This is a genomic window from Pseudomonas sp. 8O (assembly GCF_902506495.1).
Lineage (GTDB): Bacteria > Pseudomonadota > Gammaproteobacteria > Pseudomonadales > Pseudomonadaceae > Aquipseudomonas > Aquipseudomonas chaetocerotis.
Window position 1 is genome coordinate 510,683 of record NZ_LR733264.1, and the last position, 15,787, is coordinate 526,469.

17 protein-coding genes are annotated in these 15,787 nt (G+C 64.1%); 9 read left to right on the plus strand and 8 right to left on the minus strand.

Annotated elements, in window-relative coordinates; all coding sequences use genetic code 11:
• Positions 1 to 51 precede the first annotated feature (51 nt).
• The 6 genes from GV002_RS05170 (at position 52) to GV002_RS05195 (ending at position 6,872) form a co-directional block, all read left to right on the plus strand.
• Complete coding sequence (locus tag GV002_RS05170; RefSeq protein ID WP_160017349.1) at positions 52 to 1,239, plus strand: thiolase family protein; 1,188 nt, start codon at positions 52 to 54, stop codon at positions 1,237 to 1,239.
• Between the two features lie 267 nt (positions 1,240 to 1,506).
• Positions 1,507 to 2,127, plus strand: a complete 621-nt coding sequence (locus tag GV002_RS05175) for a LysE family translocator (protein ID WP_160017350.1) — start codon at positions 1,507 to 1,509, stop codon at positions 2,125 to 2,127.
• A 63-nt stretch (positions 2,128 to 2,190) separates the two neighbouring features.
• Positions 2,191 to 3,114 carry a LysR family transcriptional regulator gene (locus GV002_RS05180; protein ID WP_160017351.1) on the plus strand — a complete coding sequence of 308 codons (924 nt, stop codon included), beginning with the start codon at positions 2,191 to 2,193 and terminating at the stop codon, positions 3,112 to 3,114.
• Positions 3,111 to 4,001 (plus strand): LysR family transcriptional regulator, encoded by an 891-nt coding sequence (locus GV002_RS05185; protein ID WP_160017352.1) that lies wholly within the window; start codon positions 3,111 to 3,113, stop codon positions 3,999 to 4,001. Before GV002_RS05180 ends, GV002_RS05185 begins: the two co-directional genes overlap by 4 nt.
• Positions 4,002 to 4,148: 147 nt before the next feature.
• On the plus strand, positions 4,149 to 4,775 hold the full coding sequence (locus GV002_RS05190) for a glutathione S-transferase family protein (RefSeq protein WP_160017353.1): 627 nt from the start codon (positions 4,149 to 4,151) through the stop codon (positions 4,773 to 4,775).
• 51 nt (positions 4,776 to 4,826) lie between these two features.
• The gene (locus GV002_RS05195; protein ID WP_160017354.1) at positions 4,827 to 6,872 is read left to right on the plus strand and encodes a pyridoxamine 5'-phosphate oxidase family protein; all 2,046 of its coding nucleotides are present in this window, start codon (positions 4,827 to 4,829) and stop codon (positions 6,870 to 6,872) included.
• A 349-nt stretch (positions 6,873 to 7,221) separates the two neighbouring features.
• Here the strand turns inward: GV002_RS05195 and GV002_RS24145 are convergent, their stop codons facing one another.
• From GV002_RS24145 to GV002_RS05205, 3 genes are all read right to left on the minus strand, one after another.
• The gene (locus tag GV002_RS24145) at positions 7,222 to 7,395 is read right to left on the minus strand and encodes a hypothetical protein (protein WP_178094602.1); all 174 of its coding nucleotides are present in this window, start codon (positions 7,393 to 7,395) and stop codon (positions 7,222 to 7,224) included.
• Positions 7,396 to 7,608: 213 nt separating this feature from the next.
• Positions 7,609 to 8,844: an NADH:flavin oxidoreductase/NADH oxidase family protein gene (locus tag GV002_RS05200; protein WP_160017355.1), complete on the minus strand. Its 1,236-nt coding sequence runs from the start codon at positions 8,842 to 8,844 to the stop codon at positions 7,609 to 7,611.
• Between the two features lie 192 nt (positions 8,845 to 9,036).
• The gene (locus GV002_RS05205; RefSeq protein WP_160017356.1) at positions 9,037 to 9,474 is read right to left on the minus strand and encodes a MerR family transcriptional regulator; all 438 of its coding nucleotides are present in this window, start codon (positions 9,472 to 9,474) and stop codon (positions 9,037 to 9,039) included.
• A gap of 158 nt (positions 9,475 to 9,632) precedes the next feature.
• On the opposite strand from GV002_RS05205, the gene GV002_RS05210 reads away from it, so the two are divergent.
• Positions 9,633 to 10,382: a substrate-binding periplasmic protein gene (locus tag GV002_RS05210; protein WP_160017357.1), complete on the plus strand. Its 750-nt coding sequence runs from the start codon at positions 9,633 to 9,635 to the stop codon at positions 10,380 to 10,382.
• On the opposite strand, the gene GV002_RS05215 is transcribed toward GV002_RS05210, so the two are convergent.
• The 3 genes from GV002_RS05215 to GV002_RS05225 form a co-directional block, all read right to left on the minus strand.
• Positions 10,376 to 11,149, minus strand: a complete 774-nt coding sequence (locus GV002_RS05215) for an SDR family NAD(P)-dependent oxidoreductase (RefSeq protein ID WP_160017358.1) — start codon at positions 11,147 to 11,149, stop codon at positions 10,376 to 10,378. The two genes, GV002_RS05210 and GV002_RS05215, sit on opposite strands and share 7 nt — an antisense overlap.
• Entirely contained in the window at positions 11,146 to 11,922 is a 777-nt protein-coding gene (locus GV002_RS05220) for an SDR family NAD(P)-dependent oxidoreductase (protein ID WP_160017359.1), read from the minus strand. The genes GV002_RS05215 and GV002_RS05220 overlap by 4 nt, the downstream gene beginning before the upstream one ends.
• A gap of 193 nt (positions 11,923 to 12,115) precedes the next feature.
• Positions 12,116 to 12,871, minus strand: a complete 756-nt coding sequence (locus GV002_RS05225) for an SDR family oxidoreductase (RefSeq protein WP_160017360.1) — start codon at positions 12,869 to 12,871, stop codon at positions 12,116 to 12,118.
• Between the two features lie 139 nt (positions 12,872 to 13,010).
• Between GV002_RS05225 and GV002_RS05230 the strand changes: the two genes are divergently transcribed.
• Complete coding sequence (locus GV002_RS05230) at positions 13,011 to 13,883, plus strand: AraC family transcriptional regulator (protein ID WP_160018879.1); 873 nt, start codon at positions 13,011 to 13,013, stop codon at positions 13,881 to 13,883.
• An 18-nt stretch (positions 13,884 to 13,901) separates the two neighbouring features.
• Here GV002_RS05230 and GV002_RS05235 read toward each other — a convergent pair whose 3' ends face one another.
• The gene (locus GV002_RS05235; protein WP_178094604.1) at positions 13,902 to 14,582 is read right to left on the minus strand and encodes a phytanoyl-CoA dioxygenase family protein; all 681 of its coding nucleotides are present in this window, start codon (positions 14,580 to 14,582) and stop codon (positions 13,902 to 13,904) included.
• 182 nt (positions 14,583 to 14,764) lie between these two features.
• On the opposite strand from GV002_RS05235, the gene GV002_RS05240 reads away from it, so the two are divergent.
• Complete coding sequence (locus GV002_RS05240) at positions 14,765 to 15,250, plus strand: hypothetical protein (RefSeq protein WP_160017362.1); 486 nt, start codon at positions 14,765 to 14,767, stop codon at positions 15,248 to 15,250.
• 13 nt (positions 15,251 to 15,263) lie between these two features.
• Here the strand turns inward: GV002_RS05240 and GV002_RS05245 are convergent, their stop codons facing one another.
• Positions 15,264 to 15,743, minus strand: coding sequence for a VOC family protein (locus GV002_RS05245; RefSeq protein ID WP_160017363.1), 480 nt, complete (start codon positions 15,741 to 15,743; stop codon positions 15,264 to 15,266).
• Positions 15,744 to 15,787: the final 44 nt, after the last annotated feature.

The window sequence follows — 15,787 nt, forward strand, 5'->3', positions numbered from 1 at the left end:
GGCTGGATTTATCTTCACGCCATTCGCCATCCAATAACAACGAGGTGCGTCATGCGTGAAGTGGTGATCGTCGACAGCGTCCGGACCGGCCTGGCCAAGTCCTTCCGCGGCAAGTTCAACATGACCCGGCCGGACGACATGGCCGCCCATTGCGTCGATGCGCTGCTGGTGCGCAACGGCATCGACCCGAAACTGGTCGATGACTGCATCGTCGGCGCCGGTTCCAACGAGGGGGCGCAGGGCATGAACATCGGCCGCAACGTCGCCGTGCTCTCGCGCCTGGGTAATCCGGTGGCGGGCATGACCCTCAATCGCTTCTGCTCCTCGGGCCTGCAGGCTATCGCCATCGCCGCCAACCAGGTGGCGTCCGGCTGCAGCGATATCATCGTCGCCGGCGGCGTCGAGTCCATCACCATGACCCTGAAAAGCATGAACATGGACAATCTGTTCAACCCGCTGCTGCAACAGGACAACCCCGGCATCTACTACCCCATGGGCAAGACTGCCGAGATCGTCGCCAATCGCTACGGCATCACCCGCGAAGCCCAGGACGCCTACGCCCTGCAGAGCCAGCAGCGCACCGCACGGGCTCAGGCCGAAGGTCTGTTCGCTGACGAAATCGTGCCGATGACGGTGAAGTATCTGGTCGAAGACAAGACCACTGGCGAGAAGAAGATCGTCGACGGCGTGGTCGAGGCGGACGACTGCAACCGCCCGGATACCACCCTGCAATCCCTGGCCAAGCTGCAACCGGCGTTCGACCCGGCTGGCAGCGTCACCGCCGGCAATGCTTCGCAATTGTCCGATGGCGCCTCGATGACCCTGGTGATGAGCCTGGAAAAGGCGCTGGAACTGGGCCTGACGCCCAAGGCCTACTTCCGCGGCTTCACCGTTGCCGGTTGCGAGCCGGACGAGATGGGCATCGGCCCGGTGTTCTCGGTGCCCAAGCTGCTCAAGAGCAAGGGCCTGAGCGTGGCCGACATCGACCTGTGGGAGCTCAACGAAGCCTTCGCCTCGCAGTGCCTGTACTGCCGCGACACGCTCGAGATCGACAACGAGAAATACAACGTCAATGGCGGCTCCATTTCCATCGGCCATCCATTCGGCATGACCGGCTCGCGCCAGGTCGGGCATCTGGTACGCGAGCTGCAACGCCGCGAATTGCGTTACGGCATCGTCACCATGTGCGTGGGCGGTGGCATGGGTGCCACCGGGCTGTTCGAGGCGTATCACGGCTAAACGTAGGGTGCGCCGTGCGCACCGGGTGGTTTTCCGTTGGTTGGCGGTGCGCACGGCGCACCCTACGGGTCTACGGCATCGTCACAATGTGCGTGGGCGGTGGCATGGGCGCCACCGGGCTGTTCGAGGCGTATCGCGGCTAAACGTAGGGTGCGCTGTGCGCACCGGGTGGTTTTCCGGTTGTTGGCGGTGCGCGCGGCGCACCCTACGGTTTGAACGATGCGCTGTTTATACTCGCGCTCTGCCCTGTTGACGGAGCGCCTGCCGATGCCATTTGCCGAAAACCTGATCGCCTTCACTCTGGCGGCCACGCTGCTGACCCTGACGCCAGGGATCGACACTGCGCTGGTGCTACGCACTGCCGCAGTCGAGGGCCGGCAGCAGGCGTTTCGCGCAGCGCTGGGCATCAATGCCGGCTGCTTGCTTTGGGGCGCGGCGGTGGCCTTCGGACTCGGTGCGCTGCTGGCGGTTTCCGAGTTCGGCTACAACCTGCTCAAGTATTGCGGTGCGGCTTATCTGGCCTGGCTCGGGCTGAACATGCTGCTGCGCCCGCGTACCTCGCTGGCACCCGCACAATCGAGCGGCACTCCCGATGCCAACTGGTTCCTGCGCGGTCTGCTGGGCAACGTGCTCAATCCCAAGGTGGGGATTTTCTACGTCTCCTTCCTGCCGCAGTTCATTCCGCAGGGGCAGCCGCTGATCACCTGGACATTCGCCTTGGTGGGTATCCATGTCGCGCTCAGCCTGGTCTGGGCGCTGCTGCTGATCGGTGCCACCCAGCCACTCGGCCACTGGCTGCGGCGCGAGGCGGTGATCAAGTGGATGGATCGCAGCACCGGGCTGATCTTTGTCCTGTTCGCTGCGCGTCTGGCCTTGAGTCGGCGCTGATTCTGGACGCGGCCTCTTCATGAGGTACGCTGCGTCGATGCAACAGAAAACCAGGCGGTGACGATGGATCGGTTTCAGGAAATGAGGGTGCTGCTGGCAGTGACCGAGGCCGAGAGCTTCGCCGGTGGCGCCAAGCTGCTGGGCATTTCGCCGCCCAGCGTGACCCGCGCCGTCGCGGCGCTGGAGGCACGTCTCGGCACGCTGTTGCTGGCCCGCAGCACGCGCAGCCTGCGTCTGACCGAAGCCGGCCAGCGTTATGTCGAGGACTGCCGACGTATCCTGCTGGAGCTGGAAGAGGCCGAGGAGCTGGCCGCCGGAGGCAGTGTACGACCACGCGGGCGGCTCACCGTGACGGCGCCGGTAATGTTCGGCGAGTTGTTTCTGATTCCGCGCATCGCCCAGTACCTCGACACCCACCCGGACGTGGAGGTCAACGCGCTGCTGGTCGATCGTGTGGTGAACATGATGGAGGAGGGCATCGACGTTGCCGTGCGCATCGGCTCGTTGCCCGAGGGCGATCATCCGGCGTTGCAGGTCGGGCAGATCCGCTCGGTGGTGTGCGCCTCGCCAGCCTTTCTCGACCGCGTCGGGCGCCCGCGTCACCCGGATGAGTTGCGCGACGCTCCCATCGTCATGTCCAGTGCCAGCACCCTGCTGTCGCACTGGCAGTTCGTCGGCGCGGACGGCCCGTTCGGCTTCATGCCGCAGGCACGCTTCACTGTCAGCTCCAACCAGGCGGCAATCAGCGTGGCGCGCCTGGGCTGGGGCTATACCCGCGTGCTGTCCTACCAGGTGGCCGCCGCAGTGGCGCGCGGCGAGATCGAGCTGGTGCTCGAGGCGTTCGAACCGCCGGCTTTGCCGGTGCACATCATTCACCAGGGCGGTCGCCAGGTCTCGGCCAAGGTGCGCACGTTCGTCGACCACTGCGCTGCCAGTTTTCGTGCCGACCCGGCGTTGCATGCGGCCGGCGCAGCGCCTGTTTCATGAACGCTCACCGCGAGATGCAGGTGTTTCTCGTCGTGGCCCAGGCGGGCAGCCTGGCGGCTGCTGCTCGGCAGTTGCAGCTGTCGCAGGCCACGGTGATGCGGACCGTGGCAGCGCTGGAGAGCCGTCTGGACAGCACCCTGCTGCTGCGCGGGCCACGCGGTGTGAGCCTGAGCCCGGCGGGTGCGGCTTTCGCCGATAGCTGCCAGCGCATCCTGCTGCGGGTGGAGGAGGCCGAACGTTCCGTGACGGGCCTGCATGCCAACCCCGTCGGACAACTGACCCTGGCCCTGCCGCTATTGATGACGCATCAGGTGCTGACCCCCATCGCGGTCGACTACCTGGCGGAATTTCCCGAGGTGAGCCTGACCACCCTGGCGCGCGAAGAGTCGCCCAGGTTGCTGGAGGATGGCATCGATCTGGCCGTGGTGGTCGGCCATCTGCCCAGTTCGTCCGGTTTCGCCGTGCCGTTGGGATGGGCGCGACCGCTAGTATGTGCGGCACCTGCGTATCTGCAGCGCTGGGGCTGGCCCGCCAACCCGCAGGCTTTGCATGCGCACCGCACCATCGCTCGTTCTTCGACCGGCCATGCGGGGGAATGGCGCTTTGTGAACGGCGCGGTGAAGCTCGCGCCACGGTTGACCTGCAGCACGCCGCAGGCCGCGATCCGCGCTGCGCTCGCCGGTTTTGGCCTGACCCGCTGCCTGAGCTACGAGGCCTATCAGGAGTTGCAGAGTGGGCAGTTGCAGGCGGTGCTGGAAAACTTTGCCGCAGCGCCCGTGCCGGTGCAGCTGTACTACCGCGAAGGGCGCCGGGCTGCAGCGCGGGTACGCAGCTTCCTCGACTTCGCCGTGCCACGTCTGCGCGTCCATCCGGCGTTTCAGGCCTGAAATGAGGTAATTGCAGAAAGTGAAATAGTGGATTGTCCTTTGTGGTGATTCTTATCGGGACTGGATGAGGCGAACATGGCCCCATCGTCGCGAAGGCCAGTCGTCTCGCGGTGACCTTATCCAATCACGCTCGAAGGAGTCATCGCCATGTCCCGTCCCGCCATCAAGCTCTACAACTTTCCTCGCTCCGGCCACGCCCACCGCGCCGAGCTGATGCTGTCGCTGCTGCAATTGCCCACCGAGCTGATCTTCGTCGATCTGGCCAAGGGCGAGCACAAGACGCCGGAGTTCCTGGCCATCAACCCCTTCGGCCAGGTACCGGCGATTGATGACGGCGGCACCATCATCAGCGATTCCAACTCCATCCTCGTCTACCTGGCCAAGCGCTACGGTAATGATGACTGGCTGCCGCAGGAGCCCGCCGCCGCCGCTCGCGTACAGCGCTGGTTGTCCGTGGCCGCTGGGCCGGTGGCTTTCGGCCCTGCCGCCGCGCGCCTGGTTACCGTATTCGGCTACTCGTTCAACACCGAAGAAGTGATCAACCGCGCTCATGCGCTGTTCACCGTGATGGAAGGCGAGTTGGGCGAAACCCCGTTTCTAACCGGTGACAAGCCGAGCATCGCCGACGTCGCCAACTACTCCTACATCGCTCATGCGCCGGAGGGCAACGTCTCGCTGGAGCCCTACCCGAACATCCGCGCCTGGCTGGCCCGCATCGAGGCGCTGCCAGGTTTCGTGCCGATGCCGCGTACAGCCGCCGGTCTGCAAGCCTGATACACAGCCGCTGCCGGGTACCCCGGCAGCACCTCTGAAGGAGGGCGCAGCATGCAACAGCTCCCCAGCCATCGGCACTCGCCCTGGCATGCCGGTGAAAAGCAACTGCAGGAAAAGGTCGGCGTCGGCGAACGCATGGAAGTGCTCGGACAGAAGGTGATCCGCGACTACATGCCGGATCAGCATCGTGAGTTCTACCAGCAGCTGCCGTTCATGATCGCCGCTTCGGTGGATGGCAGCGGCCAGCCCTGGGCCACTTTGATCGAAGGCGAAGAAGGGTTCGTCACCTCGCCCGATCCCCGTCACCTGTCGTTCGACCTCGCCGCCATGGCGCTCGACCCGCTCGATCCGGCCACGCCCGGTCTGGGCAGCGGCGAGGCCATCGGCCTGCTTGGCATCGAGCTGCATTCGCGGCGGCGCAATCGCATCAACGGGCATATTCATCAGGCGTCGGCACAGCGTCTGGACATCACCGTGGAGCATTCCTTCGGCAACTGCCCGCAGTACATCCAGCTGCGTCATTACCGCCGCGTACCCGAGCGGGGCGTCGAACGCCTGGAGGCGACCGAACTGGATGCGCGCACTGCCGAGATGATCCGTAGCGCCGACACCTTCTTCGTCGCCAGTTACGTCGAGCATGCCGATGGCCGCCGCTCGGTGGATGTCTCGCACCGGGGCGGGCGCGCCGGCTTCGTGCGGGTAGAGGGCAATCGCCTGACCATCCCCGACTACGCCGGCAACCTGTTCTTCAACACCTTGGGCAACCTTAGCGTCAATCCGCGCGCTGGCCTGCTGTTCGTCGACTTCGCCACGGGCGACGTTCTGCAACTGGGCGGACGCGCCGAAATACTCCTCGACAGTCCGCTGATAAACGTCTTCGAGGGGGCCGAACGGCTATGGACACTCGACGTCGAGCAGGTGGTACTGCGCCCGGCGGCGGCCTCGCTACGTTGGGCCTTCGAGGAATATGCACCGACCAGCCTGATGACCGGCACCTGGGCGGAAACGGAGGTGCGCCTGCGCGAACGCGAGCAGCGCAATCAGTGGCAGCGCTGGCGCGTGCAGCGCCAGCAGCAGGAGAGCACCGATATCCGCTCGTTCGTGCTGGCGCCGGAGCAGGGCGCTGCACCGCGCTTCGCCGCCGGTCAGCACCTGCCGATTCGCATCACCACCGCCACGGGCGACACCCTGCTGCGCACCTACAGCCTTTCCAGCGCGCCGTCGGATGGCCAACTGCGTATCAGCGTCAAGGCGCAGGGCCTGGTCTCGCGGCACCTGCACGAGCAGATCCAGGTTGGCGATGTGCTGGAAGTACGTCCGCCGCTGGGCAGCTTCACCCTTAATAGCGACACCAACCGGCCGCTGGTACTGATCGGTGCCGGTGTCGGCATCACGCCGTTGCTGTCGATGCTGCGCGAGCAGGTGGCGCTGAGGCAGGGCAAGCGCATCCACTTCTTCCAGGGCGCACGGAGGCTCGCTGACCTGCCGTTCCAGGCCGAGCTGCGTGAGCTGGTGCAACGTGCCGATGGCCTGCTGCACGTTCACCGTGCAGTCAGTGCGCCGGAGCAGGACGCAGTACTCGGGCGCGACTACGAGCAGCACGGGCGCATCGAGCTGGCGCAGATCAAGGCGGCACTGTCGTTCGACGATTACGACTTCTACCTGTGCGGCCCGGCCGCCTTTACCCAGGCGATTTACGACGGCCTGCGCGATCTGAACGTTGCCGACGCGCGCATCCATGCCGAGGCGTTCGGCCCCTCGACGCTGACGCGTCGCACGGATGGGCAGGTGACGACCTTCATGCAGCCGCCAGCGGCAACCGAGCCAGTGCCGGTGTATTTCACCACCTCGAGCAAGGAAGCGCGTTGGACGCCGGATAGTGGCAGCCTGCTGGAACTGGCGGAAAGTCGTGGCCTGACCCCCGAATTCAGCTGCCGTGGCGGTTCCTGCGGCACCTGCAAGACGCGCCTGGTCAGCGGCCAGGTGCATTACCCGAACCCGCCAGCCGAGCTGCCGGAAGGCGATAGTGTGCTGATCTGCTGCGCGGTGCCGGCACAGGGTGAGGATGGCGTGCAACCCCTCGTGCTCGATCTGTGAGAGGGCCGAGTCGATGAGCATTCGATCTGAACGTCGTGATATCTGGCCAGATCTTGAAACAGGCGATGCGCGCGGCTCGCCAGGAAGTCATGAGCACTGCGAAATGGAGGTCGGCTATCTGGCATCGCAGTTGTTACTGCCGCGCGAGTTGCCCAGGTATGCCCCTGGCCGCTCGAGGTTCTGGCTGCATATGGTGCGGTGCCTGCGCTATTGGCCGTCGAGGGATTGTCGGGGCTTGCGGGTTGCTGGCGGGGATGCTTCGGTGGCTCGGTTGGGGGCGCAGTGTGCGCTGGGCTGAGTGCTCGTCTGAAGCTGTTGCCGTTTCGCTCGAAACGGCAACAGCCTCTGCTTAGCCTTGCAGCTGCGCGCTTTCCAGCGTTTTGCGGTAGGCATCGGCTTCGTCCTGCGACGGGAAGATACCCACCAGCTCTCCATTCTGAATCACATCCCAGACCACCATCCCCATGGCACGGGCTTCACGGGAAAGATGTTCGTTGTCACGCTCATGCACGATCACGTTCATGCTTGTCTCCTCGAAATACGAATGCGGCGATATGTCGCAGTTCGTTTATACGCCTCGTTAGCAAGCTAATTAAACCGGGGATTTGGCAAAGGACTGTTGCATCTGCGCAACGAGCGAAACGGCGTTTCGGTTGTCCGCGGGTTCGGCACCACGTGCCAAGCAGCGGCGAGGTCGCCGCCCAGAGACTGTCGAATCACGAGATCGGTGGGGGGATTAGCGCGCTGCGCGCCGCGCCATCCGACGCCGATATTGGCGAGTGCGGAAGAGGTCTTTCACCTGCTGCGTCACCAGCGCCCACAAGGGGGATACGCCGGGCTGGGAGTCCCGGCCTTGGCTGAGCTGGTGCAGCTGATACTTCACCACTGCCATGTTCGCCAGCGAGGCCAGCACCTTGTTGTTCCAGGTAATCGGCGGCAGCTGGGGAGCGCTGCCGAGGCCGAGCTGCCAGTCACGCGGCAGGTTCGGGTCGATGGCCAGGGCTGTGCCGATGCCGACCATCTCGATACCGCTGTCCACCACTTCCTGTGCAACGGGGGCACGGCGGATACCGCCAGTGACCATGATCGGCATGTTCGCCACTGCACGAATCTCACGGGCGAACTCCAGGAAGTAGGCTTCGCGCGCCAGGGTGCGGCCATCACGGGCCTGGCCCTGCATGGCCGGCACCTCGTAACTGCCGCCGGACAGCTCGACCAGATCCACATTCAGTCCATTAAGTAGGCGCACCACCTGCTGCGCGTCCTCGGCGCTGAAACCGCCGCGCTGGAAGTCCGCCGAGTTGAGCTTGACCGCCACGGCGAAGCCCGGCGACACCACGGTGCGCACCTCCTTGACGATCTCCAGCAGCAGGCGCGCGCGGTTTTGCAGCGAGCCGCCCCATTGGTCGTTGCGCTGGTTGGTCAGTGGCGACAGGAACTGGCTGAGCAGGTAGCCGTGCGCCGCATGGATTTGCACGCCCGTGAAGCCGGCCTGCTCGCCCAATTGTGCGGTGCGGGTGAAGCGCTCGATCACGTCCTGAATCACCGCCGGGGGCATTTCCTGCGGTGTGGCGAAACGCTTGGACAGGTTGCCCAGCTCCAGCGCTACGGCCGAAGGCGCCCAGGTTGGCTGGCCCAGGTTGGACTGCATCTGCCGGCCGGGATGATTGATCTGCAACCAGAATTGCGCCCCTTTGGCGCGGCCGATACGGGCCCAGCGTTCGAATCGCGCCAGCTGTTCGTCGTCTTCCAGCACCACGCCACCTGGCCCGGTCATGGCGCGGCTGTCGACCATCACGTTACCGGAGATGAGCAGGCCGGTGCCGCCCTCGGCCCAGGCCTGATAGAGGCGCATCAGGTGCTCGGACGGTGCGTGGTTGGCGTCTGCCATGTTCTCTTCCATCGCCGCTTTGGCGATGCGGTTGGGCAGGGTCGAACCATTGGGCAGGACAAGGGGATCGAACAGGGTCATGGGCGCTTCCTCGGTTGAGCCAGCGCTGACCTTAACTTTAAAGTTCACTTTAATGTCAATGGGTTTCGCACGCGACGTCGAAGCGTTGCCGCGCCGCCAACGTTTTTCGTAGGAGCCGGCTTGCCGGCGATGCTTTGTGCTTTCAAGCAGATCGCCGGCAAGCCGGCTCCTACAGATGTAGCGAGCACTCGCTTATTTCTTCGCGCGCTTGGGCGTCTCGCTCGGCTCGCTCAGGTTCATCTTCGACAGCACCCGCTTGGCGTTGCTGGCGCAGTCGATATCATCGGGTTTGCTTTCGATCTCGTCGATCAGCGCCAGCAGGTGCGTCTTGCTCTGTGCCAGACGCTGCTCCAGCGCTTCGATGTCCTTCACTTTTGCCTGCAGGGTATCGAGCAGCTTGCCGTGTTCCCACTGCGACAGATCCTGCGGCAGCAGGGTGCGCAACTCGTCCAGGCTGAAGCCGGCCTGCTGTGCGGTGGTGATCAGGTTGAGCACCAGCACGGCCTGTTCCGGGTAACTGCGATAGCCGTTGGCTTGGCGCTCCACCAGCTTGAGCAGGCCGATGCTTTCGTAGAAGCGAATGCGCGAGGCCGCAAGGCCTGTGCGTTGCGCCAGTTCGCCGATCTTCATTTGGGTAATATCACCGTGGCAGGAGTGTGGTGAGCTCAAGGTTAACTTTAACCTTCGGCTCTGGCCATGAGGCTGCAACACTGGCAGAGCGTCTATGCTTGCCGAGCCCCCTGATCAGAGCCGCTCTTGAACCGCATCCTCTCCAGCAGGTACAGCCCGTGAAGCACTCGATACTCATCGCCGCGCTGCTCTGCCTGCTGATGGGGGCGCTTGCCAAGGCCGAGACGTATCAGCTCGTCACCGAGGAATGGGCGCCCTACAACTACCGGGAGAACGAGCACATCACCGGCATGGCCACGGAAGTGGTGCGGGCCATCATGGCGCTGACCGGCGACGACTTCGAGATCAGGATGAGACCCAGCATGCGTGCCTCTCGTGTACTGCAGACTCAGCCCAGAACCATCATGTATTCGATGTTTCGCACGTCAGAGCGCGAGTCCTTGTTCAAGTGGGTCGGGCCCATCGCCGAGGAGTCCATCTACCCTTACCAGTTGGCCGCTGCAGCGCAGCCGATCCACACGCTGGAGCAGTTGTTGCACACCCCACGTATAACCACCCGGCACGCCGGACTGGTGCCAACGATGTTGGCGTCGATGGGGTTCGACAACCTCGACACGAGCGCAACGGAGAGTGAGCAGCTCTACCGCATGCTGTTGGCCGGTCGTACCGAGGTCATCATCGGCGACACCGACGCCGGCGTGGCCTACTACAGTCGCCAGCTGGGTATCGCCCCGGGCACTCTCAGGCGAGTGCCCATCGAGCTGTATCGCTCCTCGCTGTATATCGCCTTCAGCCGCGACAGCGACGATGCGCTGGTCGCGGCCTGGGCCGCTGCTCTGGCCAAGTTGCGCAGCACGGGGGAGCTGACACGTATCCAGCGCCGCTACGAACGTCGCGACGATCAGTGACCGGCTGAAACGCCCTGATCGATGGCCAGGTCGGCACCGGTGATCGACCGCGCCCCAGGCTGGCAGAGGAAGAACGCCAGTTCCGCCACTTCTTCCGGCTGGATGAAACGCGCCTGATCACCCTGTGGATATTTCCCCAGCAACTCCCGGTAGTAGGCGTCCGGATCGCCATTACCGTAGTGCTCGGCCTGGAACTTGAGCATCGGTGTCTCGATATCGCCAGGCGAGACGGCGTTGCAACGCACGCCGTAAGGTGCCAGATCCAGCGCCAGTGCCTTGGTGAACATGCTCAGGCCGCCCTTGCTGGCGCTGTAGGCGGCAGCATTGGGGTTGCCCTGGCGTCCGGCGTCGCTGGAAATATTGACGATGGCGCCTCGCGTCTGGCGCAGGTGAGCAATGGCCGCAGCGCACATGAAGAAGCTGGCCTTGAGGTTGACGTCCAATACCAGGTCGAAATCCTCCTCGCTGAAGGCTTCCACCGGCCCTTCGCGCCACACCCCTGCCGCATTGATCAATGCATCCAGTCGGCCAGCTGCTTCGATCACTGCCGTCACCACTGCATTGCAGTTGGCAGGCTTGCGAATATCCGCCGTCAGGCTGCCGACCAGGGCGTGGCGCTGGCCCAGCTCAGCCAGACCGGTAGCGTTGGCGTCGGTGGCGAACACCGCCCAGCCACCGGCCACGAAGCGTGCCACCAGCGCACTGCCCACGCCGCCAGCCGCGCCGGTGATCAGCACCACGGGGCTGATTTTGGGCTCGGTACTCATGGGGCCTTGTCCTCGATCAGGCAGTTGCCGCCATCGACCACCAGCACCTCGCCGGTGATGTAGCTGGCTTCAGGGGAGGCGAGGAAGGCCACGGCTGATGCCACTTCCTCGGGGCGGCCGGCACGGCCTATCGGCACATAGGCCGCGGCGCGCTGTTCATGCGGCGTGCTCGAGCCCGTGGCGATCCAGCCCGGCGCCACGGTGTTGACCGTGATGCCCTGGCGTGCGACCTCCAACGCCAGGCCCATGTTCATGCCCACCATACCGGCCTTGGCGGCGCTGTAGGCCGCCTCGCCGGGATTGCCGCCACGCGTGCCGGTGGTGGAGCCGATGTTGACGATCCTCCCGTAGCTGCGCGTCTGCATGCCGGGGAGCAGGGCGCGGGTGAGCAGGAAGGCACTGGTCAGGTTGCGGGCGAGCGAGAGATTCCAGACCTCCAGGCTCATGCTGGAAAGCTCCGCGAACGGCTCGGGGCTGCCCTGCATCGCCATGCCGGCGTTGTTCACCAGGATATCGACGTGCCCCCACAGCCCTTCGGCCCAGGCGGCGAACGCCTGCACGCCGGCTTCGTCGGTAAGGTCGACTGCCCGGCCCTCGGCTGCGAAGCCTTCGGCGCGCAATTCGGCGACGCGCTCGGCGATGCGCGCACTGCTGGCGGTGACGATCAGCTTCGCCCCTGCCGCGCCCAAGCGCCTGGCGATGGCCATGCCGATGCCGTGTTCGCTGCCGGCACCGCTGATCAGTGCAACCTGGTCGTTCCAGTCCTGTTTCATGCAAGGCTCCCATCGGGTTGTCGATGGCTGGAAACTAGAGGGAATGAGCTGATAAAGAAAGACGACAGTCATCAGGTAAATTGACAACGATCATGATTTGGAGCTGATGCGTCAGCGCATGGCTGGACAACCGTCGCGTGGCTAGGGCGCGCGGATATCGCTGCGACCGGGTTGTCCGGTCGCAGCGGGGCGATCAGATCGCCTGACCGCCGGATACCTCGATGCGCTGGGCGTTGATCCAGCGATTCTGCTCGCCGAGCAGGCTGGCGATCATCGGGCCGATGTCGTCCGGCACGCCGACCCGACCCAGCGCCGTCATGTCCGCGAACACCTTGTTCAGGTCCGGCATGTCACGTACGGCTCCACCCAGGAAATCCGTTTCGATGGCGCCGGGCGCCACGGTGTTGACTGCGATACCCCGGCTGCCCAGCTCCTTGGCCATATACAGGCTCAGCACTTCCACTGCGCCCTTGACCGCCGAGTAGGCGGAGAAACCGGGATAGGACACGCGGGTCAGCCCGGACGAGATATTGACGATACGACCGCCATCGGCCATCAGTGGCAGCAACGCCTGGGTGAGGAAGAACACTCCTTTGAAATGCACGTTCACCAGGGCATCGAACTGAGCTTCAGTAGTGTCGGCAATCGACGCCATGTCGCCATGGCCGGCGTTGTTGATCAGGTGGTCGAAACTGTCGCGTTGCCAGGTCTCGTTAAGTGCCTGGCGCAGGCGTTGTACGAAGGCCGGAAAGGTGCTGACGTCGCCTGCGTCGAGCTGCAGGGCGACCGCCTTGCGTCCCTGGGCCTGGATGTCGGCAACCACGGCCTGTGCGGTGTCGGCCTGGCTGTGATAGGTGACGACGACATCGATGTCCTGACGCGCGATGTTCAGCGCAGTGTTGCGGCCGAGGCCACGGCTGGAGCCGGTTACGATGGCGATCTTGGTCATGGTAAAAATCCTCTCATGGGTGAACGGGATTTCATTGTGTGGCTCGTGGCGCAACCCCGTCGTTACCGAAACCTCGACGCTTTTTGCCTATTTCTCCAAGAGGAAAAGACATGCTCTGGATCAGCATCAGGAGCCTACGATGAGCGCAGCGCTGCTGGAGGTTGTGCGCGGTTATCTGAATCGACATGGCCAACCCGGCGGGCTTGCCCAAACGCCCATTCCCGGCTTGACCATCATTCGCACGTCAGAGCCCAGCGGGCTGGATTACGCCATCACCCGGCCTCTGGCCTGCCTGGTGTTGCAGGGCAGCAAGCGCGTCATGATGGGCACCCGGAGCTTCAACTTCAGCGCCGGTGATTCGCTGTTGATCACCGCCGACGTACCGACGGTCAGCCAGATCATCCAGGCGAGCCACGAGGTCCCGTATATCTCGCTGGTGATCGACCTCGATCCTGCACTGCTCACCGAATTGATGGAGGAGATGAAGGCGGTGCCGAGTGCGGAGCTGGAGCCCATCCGCATCGAACCGACCGATAGCGAAGTCGCCGAAGCGGCACTACGCCTGATGCGACTGCTCGAGCGCCCGGCTTCGGCGACGGTGCTGCATGCGTCGCTTGTGCGCGAACTGCATTACTGGTTGCTGGCTGGCCGGCATGGCCCGGCGATCAGTCGCCTGGGCTGGCCGGACGGCCATGCGCAACGCATCGCTCGGGCGGTGAAGGTGCTGCGCACCGAATTCACCCGGCCGCTGCCGGTGGAGCATCTGGCGTCCGTGGCCGGTATGAGTCCGTCATCTTTTCATCACCACTTTCGCAACCAGACATCATTGACGCCGCTGCAATTTCAGAAACAGCTGCGTCTGATCGAGGCGCGTCGCCTGATGACGGGGGAGGGCGCCACCGCCAGCAGTGCGGCGTTCGCGGTGGGTTACGAAAGTGTGTCGCAGTTCAGCCGGGAGTACCGCCGGCTGTTCGGCCTGCCGCCGGCGAGAGACGCCAGTGTCGCTTGCTGACACGAGCAACCGCCTTGCTCACACCTGTCTCAGGGGAAAATCCGCAGGTTCGAAGTGTTCTCTTGCGTCCATGCGAATCCCCCGCAGGCTGCGCATCTCCAGATAGGACGCGTACAGGGGCTCGGCGAAGTAGCTGATCAGGATCGAGCGGCGACGTGTGCCGAGCCGGTTCAGGCTGCCGGCGTGTATCAGGTCCACATCGAACACCAGGATGTCGCCGGCCGCACCCGCAAGCTGCACTGAGCGGGACTCGTCGTTGAAATCGAAGGGGGGCTCGCCGGCAGGCGGACGGTGGCTGCTCGGGACGATACGGGTGGCGCCGTTGTCTGGGCCGTAGTCATCGAAGTAGACCATGGCATTGACGATATCACCCGGGCGCTGCGCCGACAGATCGCGATGCAGTTGCTGATGACCGCCACCAGCCAGTGGCTCGCGGCCCTCCACCTGCGTGAGGAAGAAACGTTCGCCGATCAGCTCGCCGACCACTGCCAGCAAGTGTGGCAGGCGGCACACAGCCTGAATCGTGGCGTCGTCATCCAGCAGCGAGTGATGCCAGTCTGCGCCACGCGGTACCGGCCACTGATCCGAGGGGGTAATGCCCGCATCGAACACGGTGCGCAACCCATCCAGCCACCCTATAGGAACCGCCTGGCGTAGCAACGCATAGCCGTCGTGGTGGAGTTGTTCGCGGTCCGTCATGGTCAGGCTCCTGTCATCCATGCATCCCGAAGAAAACAGGTGGAAGTCGAAGAGGCAAGCCAGTTCTTCAATGCATGACTCTCCGTCTGCAAATTCAGCCGCAGGCCATGACCAAGACTGAATACAATGGCGCCTGAACTTTCCGCGCCATGCACATGGCTGTACCGAACGAGGAACGCCCCATGGCATCCGCAGACAAACAGAAGAAGCGCGCCCAACGGGCCAAGACCAAAGCCAGGCAGAACCGCATGGGCAAGCCCAAGGCGCAGGTCAATGTCGTCCATCCGATTCTCGCCAACCCGTTGATCAACGAGCCGTTCGATGATGTCGAGATCGACCTGAGCACCTTCGATTTCAAGGATATCGAGGAGAATGGCTTCGACCCCGCGCATTTCGATGACCTGTTCCAGGCCATGAAAGCCGGCGAAGGCATCAGCCTGCTCGCCCTGTGCCTGATATTCCTGCAGTACCCGGTGCTGGAGCTGGTGGTCGCCGAGGAGTCGGAAGAGGCCGCGACCGACTTCATGATGGGCCTGCTGATCGTCTACCGCGGCATCTTCCACGATGAAGACGAAGACGCCGCGATCACCTGGATCGGCAGCGACGCCTTCCAGAGCGCCTATAACGAAGCGTCGCTGATCCTGCAGAAGAAGAACGCCCGCGCCTGATTCATTTCGGCAGTCAGCCCTTCAGCGCCGCCTCGATTCTGGCAATGTCGATCTTGCTCATGGTCATCATCGCCTCGAAGGCGCGTTTGGCCGCTGCGCGATCGGGGCTGGCGATGGCGGCGCTGAGGAGGCGCGGGGTGATCTGCCAGGAGACGCCCCATTCGTCCTTGCACCAGCCACATTCACTGGCCTGGCCGCCGTGGTCGATGATCGCGTGCCACAGGCGATCCGTCTCGGCCTGATCGTCGGTGGCGACCTGAAACGAGAACGCCTCGTTGTGCTGGAATGCCGGGCCGCCATTCAGACCCAGGCAGGGAATGCCCATCACGCTGAACTCCACCGTCAACACATCGCCCTGCTGGCCACTGGGGTAGTCACCGGGCGCATGGTGGACCGCCAGCACGGCGCTGTCGGGAAAGGTCTTGGCGTAGAAGGTCGCAGCCTCCAGCGCGTCGCGGTCGTACCAGAGGCAGATGGTGTTCTTGCTGGTCATCCTGAGTCTCCCGCCATGGGTTGAGACTCAGCAGTCTAGACGGC

What these genes read in the sequence shown, in the direction of transcription:
- GV002_RS05170 (WP_160017349.1), top strand. Translation starts at nt 52, where the DNA reads ATGCGTGAAGTGGTGATCGTCGACAGCGTCCGGACCGGCCTGGCCAAG.
- GV002_RS05215 (WP_160017358.1), bottom strand. Translation starts at nt 11,149, where the DNA reads ATGAGTACCGAGCCCAAAATCAGCCCCGTGGTGCTGATCACCGGCGCG.
- GV002_RS05175 (WP_160017350.1), top strand. Translation starts at nt 1,507, where the DNA reads ATGCCATTTGCCGAAAACCTGATCGCCTTCACTCTGGCGGCCACGCTG.
- GV002_RS05225 (WP_160017360.1), bottom strand. Translation starts at nt 12,871, where the DNA reads ATGACCAAGATCGCCATCGTAACCGGCTCCAGCCGTGGCCTCGGCCGC.
- GV002_RS05235 (WP_178094604.1), bottom strand. Translation starts at nt 14,582, where the DNA reads ATGACGGACCGCGAACAACTCCACCACGACGGCTATGCGTTGCTACGC.
- GV002_RS05245 (WP_160017363.1), bottom strand. Translation starts at nt 15,743, where the DNA reads ATGACCAGCAAGAACACCATCTGCCTCTGGTACGACCGCGACGCGCTG.
- GV002_RS05180 (WP_160017351.1), top strand. Translation starts at nt 2,191, where the DNA reads ATGGATCGGTTTCAGGAAATGAGGGTGCTGCTGGCAGTGACCGAGGCC.
- GV002_RS24145 (WP_178094602.1), bottom strand. Translation starts at nt 7,395, where the DNA reads ATGAACGTGATCGTGCATGAGCGTGACAACGAACATCTTTCCCGTGAA.
- GV002_RS05230 (WP_160018879.1), top strand. Translation starts at nt 13,011, where the DNA reads ATGAGCGCAGCGCTGCTGGAGGTTGTGCGCGGTTATCTGAATCGACAT.
- GV002_RS05240 (WP_160017362.1), top strand. Translation starts at nt 14,765, where the DNA reads ATGGCATCCGCAGACAAACAGAAGAAGCGCGCCCAACGGGCCAAGACC.
- GV002_RS05220 (WP_160017359.1), bottom strand. Translation starts at nt 11,922, where the DNA reads ATGAAACAGGACTGGAACGACCAGGTTGCACTGATCAGCGGTGCCGGC.
- GV002_RS05195 (WP_160017354.1), top strand. Translation starts at nt 4,827, where the DNA reads ATGCAACAGCTCCCCAGCCATCGGCACTCGCCCTGGCATGCCGGTGAA.
- GV002_RS05200 (WP_160017355.1), bottom strand. Translation starts at nt 8,844, where the DNA reads ATGACCCTGTTCGATCCCCTTGTCCTGCCCAATGGTTCGACCCTGCCC.
- GV002_RS05205 (WP_160017356.1), bottom strand. Translation starts at nt 9,474, where the DNA reads ATGAAGATCGGCGAACTGGCGCAACGCACAGGCCTTGCGGCCTCGCGC.
- GV002_RS05190 (WP_160017353.1), top strand. Translation starts at nt 4,149, where the DNA reads ATGTCCCGTCCCGCCATCAAGCTCTACAACTTTCCTCGCTCCGGCCAC.
- GV002_RS05185 (WP_160017352.1), top strand. Translation starts at nt 3,111, where the DNA reads ATGAACGCTCACCGCGAGATGCAGGTGTTTCTCGTCGTGGCCCAGGCG.